We start from the raw sequence: 5,500 nt of genomic DNA on the forward strand, positions 1-5,500 counted from the left end.
CCAGATGTGTTCCAGCAGCTTCTGCCGGCGCGGTGTTGCCAGCAGCGATGCGGCCGATTCGGGCCGCAGCAACCCTTTCGGGAGGTCGGTGGCGGGCGCTGGCGACGGGGCAGCGACCGGGGGCCGTTTTCGCTGGAACAGAGAGAGCATGCGGGTGTCCTGTCGCGGGCCGAGCGGGAGGCCTTTTTGCCTTTTCGGGATAGAGCCTTTCCCCTTGCACCCCATTCCCTTGCCATTTCGACCCTTTACAGCCTTTGGGTATAGGGCGACGGGTGCTGACCGTCCACCGCCAATGCGGGTTGCAGCAGGGCCGGATTGATGCAGGAAGGCTGGCTGTTCACGCCCTACGATGGGCCGATTCTTGGACTCGGAGAACGCCGTGAGGCTTCACGTTGACAAAGTAAGGAAATTTCCTTACCATGCGGGTATCGCAATCAGGAGAGCCGCCATGCCTGCCATCCACGAAGTTGCCACGCTGACCTCCAAAGGCCAGATCACGCTGCCCAAGCCCATCCGGCAGGCGCTCGGCGTCGATGCCGGTGGCAAGCTCGCGTTCGATCTGCGGGGCAGCGAAGTCGTCGTCACCCGCGTCGATGCCGAGCATGAGGACCCCGCCATCGGCGCATTCCTGAGCCTGCTGGCCCGCGACATCGAAGCTGGCCGGAACGTCCAGGGCCTGCCCGAGGATCTGGCCCGCGCCATGCTGGAGCATGCTGGCCACGGTCTGGACCTGGACGAGGAGATCGACGGGAAAGTGGAACTCTGATGCAACGGCATGGCTGGACGCTGCTCTTCCACGACTGCGTGATCGAGCAGTTGCAGAAACTGCATGCGACCGCGAGGCGCGCGCAGGAGAACGACCCGACGGGCTTCGAGTCCAATGCCAACGTCAAGCTCTTCCGGGCCTTGAGCCAGTTGATCTTGGATGTGGTGCCAGGCGATCCGGCACGCGACGAGTACCGCCAGGGCAACACCTTGGGACCTGCCCACCGCCACTGGCGAAGGGCCAAGATCGGACGGCGGTTCCGGCTGTTCTTCCGGTATGACTCGAAGGCGAAGGTCATCGTGTACGCCTGGGTCAACGATGAACAGACCCTGCGGTCTTCGGGTAGCAAATCGGACCCGTATGTCGTGTTCGAGAAGATGCTCGGGCGCGGGAACCCACCAGACGACTGGCATGCGCTGATACAGGCAAGCAAGCAGGATTGGAGCAAACTGGAATAGGCATCGCTCAATAGCAGGAGACGACCATGAACACCACGACACGCATCCGTACCGCAGAACGACTCGGCCGCACCTTGGGTCGCGGATGGCGTGCCTACGTGCGCGGCGAACGCCGGGCATCGAGCTGGTTGGTGTCAAAGGGGGGGGCGGCGGCCGGTGCCACCGCGCTCGTGTGGGTGGTCAAGCTGGTTGCGCTCGGGGTGCTGCTGTACACCACCTTCTGGCTGGCGGTGTTGCTACTGCTGGGCGTTGCGGCGGTATGGATGGCTGGCAATTCGGCTAGAGATGAAGACCGCTGGACGCAACAGGATGAATTGCGCAATGGCGAGGCGGGCTTTGGCCTGTATTCTTCCAATGGCCAGCGGCTCGACCCTCACGACCCGAACGATCCGTTCGATGACTGAGGTTTGGCCTGTTTGTCACAGAACCTTGCCGGCTACCTTGTTTACACCTGACCCGGCGCTATCACGCGCTTCCTTGGAGCCGACAGCAAGGTTCTGAGCAATCACCCCAGCCTTAACTCCGACCCACCCCAAAGCAGCGACCCAAAACGTCGGCAGGACCAGAAACATCGTGCCTGTGACGAACATCAGGAGCATGTCGCCGAAGGCGTTGTTCAGCCCCACCAGCGGGTCGAAGTTGGTGTGCGGCCGGTTCCAGCCGAACCCCCAGCCATAAAGTGCGTCCAGGATCGTCGAATCGATCCAGCGCGCAAGCTGAAACCAGAAATCCGTGAAGAACAGCGCGAACTGCACGACGCTGACCGTGACGACCGTCTTCAAGTCATAGGTGCCCACGACCAGCACGAGCGGGATGCAGATTACCAATGCCATCTTGAGCAAGGCGAGCACCATCGGCAGCGCCTGCCGCACGACGTCCATCGCGGGAAACGAGGCAATCGCGCCAACTGCCATTCCAACGTCTCCCGTAGCCCGCGTCACGATGTTTGGCAAGGTCTTGTCGATCTGGCCGCCGTAGTCGGTATAGACGCTGCCTTGGTTCAGCTTCTGCTGCCGCGGTGACGCGATCGCGCGGATCACCGAATTGTCCACCTCGGCCCGGCTCAGGAAGCCAGCCCAGCCCGCCAGGCGATTGAGCAGGCTCGGGTCCACCTGTCCCAGCAGCCGTGCCCGCAGGCCATTGCTGCCATCAGCCCACCATTGCCTGCAGGTCGGGTAGCCACCGCCACTGGATACCTGGGCCAGCCCAGCGTCGCGGTTGCTGTCATAGGGCCAGTCATCGCGCGGCGTGCTGGAGCGATACGTGTCGTAGTACCCGTTCGTGTCGGTGAAGAACCGCGATCCGATCCAGGTCACGTCGTGCATCTGCTGCTCATCAAGTTGAGGGCGCTGCATGAACAATTTGGCCCGTGCAGGCCCATAGCAATCCCGAGAGAAATCCGCTACTTCCTGAGCCAGCACCGGATCATCGATGCGCGTGGCGTCGATCTCCATGCGCATCTGCCGCAGGTCCGTGCCGCACGGGATTGCCGCCACCGAAGCGCCCGTGACGGCGCGCGAGAGCGCGTGCATGAACGCCCACCACACCGGCACCTTCGCCGACTGGTTGTTGATGGTGCTGAAGGACTGCGACCAGCCGGTATCCGCGGGCTGCGCCACGCTGACCTGGCACTGGGCCGAGCGCGAGCTGTCGTACTGGATGGTGTTTAGGTCCACGTCGATGAACGGAATGCCGGCGAACATCACCACCACGATGGCGACGAAGACCCGGTTCTCGATGCGGGCGGCGCTCAGCACGCCTTTATTGCCCTCGTCGGCGCCTTCAGCACGAGCTTTCAACCACTCCTGCACGACGATGGCGACGAAAGGCAGCGCGAATACCCCGCTGGATACGAGGACCGCCCAGATGCCGTTGTTGACGATCCAGGAAACGAGTGTGAGGTAGTACTCCAGGTAGTCGGTCGTGAAAAGCGTCATGGCCTCGATCCCCTCAAGCGGCCTGCATCAACAAGCTGGCTTCCAGCACGACGATGGCGACGACGCCCGCGATCTCGCTGCGCATCAGGCGGCGCCGTGCCTGCCCATCTGCCCCGTCCTGGTCTTCGCGCGCCAGCAGCCGGCGGCGCATCCAGAGCCACCCGTAAACCGTGGCCCCGTACAGACACAGCCGCCACACGAAGAAGTAGCCCGATGCGGCCGCGAGCCACCGCTCCCATCCGGCCACGCTGCCGACCAGGTAGATGCCGGCGATGTTGGCACCCACCGCAGCGGCGACGAGCACCACCGCCCACAGCAGCGCCGTCGCCGCGCGCCGGCTGAAGAGCCAGCGCAAGGGGCGCCAGGCCATGCGCTCCGCGTTCATGGCCTGGCTCCGGGATTGCCCTTCTGCAACTGGTCAAGGCGGTCGGGTACCGGATCGCCCTCGTAGATGCCGCGCGAGCCGGCCGCCCGCGTGCCGTGGCGCTGGATGATGGCCATCGGCGAGTTGTTCGCCAGTTCGCGCCGCAGCTCCAATTCCGTCTTCAGGTTGCGGATCTCCCGGTCGAGCGTGTCGCTCTCATGGTTCACGGCCTGCACCGCAAGTTCGTTGGCTGCGACGTTGGGCTCCTTCTTGCCCGTGAGCAGCGTGCGTTGGAGCAGGAGCGCCTTCTCCAGCACCGATGACAGCGCCACTTCGGACGCGAGGCGCCGCGCCAGCAGGTCCTGGTCCGGCTCGTCGCGCAGCGCCTCGATCACGCCGCGGGTGATCGGCAGCGACGTGCTGCCGGCCTCGCGCAAGTTCTCGAAGGTGGTATTACGCGTGCCGGAAACCAGCTCCTGCAAGACCTCCAGCTTGGCTTCGTACTCCTCCTGGATCAGCGGCGTCAGCCCGACGCCGGGCACCGTCTCGGTCTTAGTGCAGGAGTCGCACGTGCGCTGCACCTGCTCTCCGAGGGCGCGCGTGGCCCATTCGGTCGCCTGCTGCGGCGACGTCCAGGTCTGGCAGGACAGGCTCGCGCAACTGGTGGACGCGATGGAGGAGGTGTCCGTCACGCCGCGACCGTTGACCAGGTTGTAGCCCGCGCGGGTGACGTCGCCGACCACCCGGATGGCGGACTGGCCCGCGCCACCGGCATTGCTGCCGCCCACCCAGGGCACGCCGTCGTTGCCGCGGCGCGTCTCGGCCTGCTCGACGGCCGATACGGCATCGTTGCTGCCAACCGCGTCACGCAGGGCCATGCCTTCGGCCATCTGGCTCCAGCCAAGCTGGCCACCCGCCGTCTCGGCCATCTTCTCCGCCATGGCGCGGCACGTCAGCTTGGAGCGGTCGAAGTCCAGCCGCGCCTGCAGCACGCCGTTAGTCAGCAGGTTGTACAGGCCCGGATCGGCGCGCTGAATGATCAGCGCCGGCAGCGATGCAACCGCGCTGGTCGCGCTCTGGATCACGTTGCTCATGATCTGCTGAAAGCCGTTCGTGATGCCGTTAAGCTGATTGCGCAGCGTGGTCTGGATGCTCATGTCGCCGCAGATCAGGTTGCTGTTCCACCCCACGCCGACCCCGATGGAACGCATGCCGGCCGCGCGGCCCATGGACACCGCACTGCCACCGCCGATCGAGTACATGACGTCATCGCCGAGGACGGGGCCGCTGTTCTGGTATCCGACCTGCGCCCACGCCATGCCGCAGACCAGAGCGAGCGTGCCGGCCAGCGCCGTCGGGCGCAGCAAGTAGCACGTCTTGGCGGAAAGGTTCATCGGTTCAGGACGCTTCATCGTGGCACCTCAGAGGAAATCGACGCTGCCCAGGAACACCTGCCCGCGGCGTTCGCAGCAGGCATACGGCCGCCACAGCGCCCAGGCGTAGTCGCCTTGCTGGGCCTGGGTCAGCGTGCCGCTGTGGGGGAAGACCACGCAGGTGTTCGACAGACGAGGGGTCAGCTCCTGCCACTTCCCGGTGGAGGTATCGCCTTCGACCAGCGCCCCGGCCGGCCAGTAGCCGTCACGGGCGTTGGCGAGCAGTGGCTGGTACACGTGCAACTGCCCGCGGCGCGTGACGACATCGCCCGCGCGCTGGGCCACCACCGCCCCGGATTTGTGGTCGTCGGTCTGGTGCAGGAAGCCACCGCGTGGATAGACATTGCCCCAGAGGTTCATCGTGGTGCGCGCACCGACCTCACGCATGCCCGGAATCAACGCCTCCGGGTAGGCCATCTCGGGCACGTTGTAGCGCCAGGCCAGCGTGTCCAGGGTGCTGAGCAGATACGGCATGAAGGCCGTGCCCGCGCCTTGGCAGAAGTAGCCGGAGGACGAGGCGAACTGGTTGAACACCTCGCCGC

At 65.1% G+C, this 5,500-nt stretch carries 7 protein-coding genes; 3 read left to right on the plus strand and 4 right to left on the minus strand.

What is annotated here, in order from left to right; all coding sequences use genetic code 11:
* Nucleotides 1-448 precede the first annotated feature (448 nt).
* The 3 genes from VIR09_RS12955 to VIR09_RS12965 are packed head-to-tail and all read left to right on the plus strand — an operon-like array spanning nucleotide 449 to nucleotide 1,628.
* Complete coding sequence (locus VIR09_RS12955; protein WP_013391814.1) at nucleotides 449-766, plus strand: type II toxin-antitoxin system PrlF family antitoxin; 318 nt, start codon at nucleotides 449-451, stop codon at nucleotides 764-766.
* On the plus strand, nucleotides 766-1,224 hold the full coding sequence (locus VIR09_RS12960; RefSeq protein WP_013391813.1) for a type II toxin-antitoxin system YhaV family toxin: 459 nt from the start codon (nucleotides 766-768) through the stop codon (nucleotides 1,222-1,224). The genes VIR09_RS12955 and VIR09_RS12960 overlap by 1 nt, the downstream gene beginning before the upstream one ends.
* A 26-nt stretch (nucleotides 1,225-1,250) precedes the next feature.
* Nucleotides 1,251-1,628, plus strand: a complete 378-nt coding sequence (locus VIR09_RS12965; protein WP_013391812.1) for a DUF3742 family protein — start codon at nucleotides 1,251-1,253, stop codon at nucleotides 1,626-1,628.
* 15 nt (nucleotides 1,629-1,643) lie between these two features.
* Here VIR09_RS12965 and VIR09_RS12970 read toward each other — a convergent pair whose 3' ends face one another.
* From VIR09_RS12970 to VIR09_RS12985, 4 genes are all read right to left on the minus strand, one after another.
* Complete coding sequence (locus VIR09_RS12970; RefSeq protein WP_042992643.1) at nucleotides 1,644-3,161, minus strand: conjugal transfer protein TraG N-terminal domain-containing protein; 1,518 nt, start codon at nucleotides 3,159-3,161, stop codon at nucleotides 1,644-1,646.
* 13 nt (nucleotides 3,162-3,174) lie between these two features.
* Nucleotides 3,175-3,546: a hypothetical protein gene (locus VIR09_RS12975; RefSeq protein ID WP_013391810.1), complete on the minus strand. Its 372-nt coding sequence runs from the start codon at nucleotides 3,544-3,546 to the stop codon at nucleotides 3,175-3,177.
* A complete protein-coding gene (locus tag VIR09_RS12980; RefSeq protein ID WP_332013234.1) occupies nucleotides 3,543-4,937 on the minus strand; it encodes an integrating conjugative element protein in 1,395 nt (464 codons plus the stop codon). The genes VIR09_RS12975 and VIR09_RS12980 overlap by 4 nt, the downstream gene beginning before the upstream one ends.
* Before the next feature lie 9 nt (nucleotides 4,938-4,946).
* The coding region (locus tag VIR09_RS12985; RefSeq protein WP_332013235.1) for a TIGR03756 family integrating conjugative element protein at nucleotides 4,947-5,500 on the minus strand (554 nt) is incomplete at its 5' end.

The organism is Achromobacter sp., assembly GCF_036567245.1.
Classification (GTDB): domain Bacteria; phylum Pseudomonadota; class Gammaproteobacteria; order Burkholderiales; family Burkholderiaceae_B; genus Achromobacter.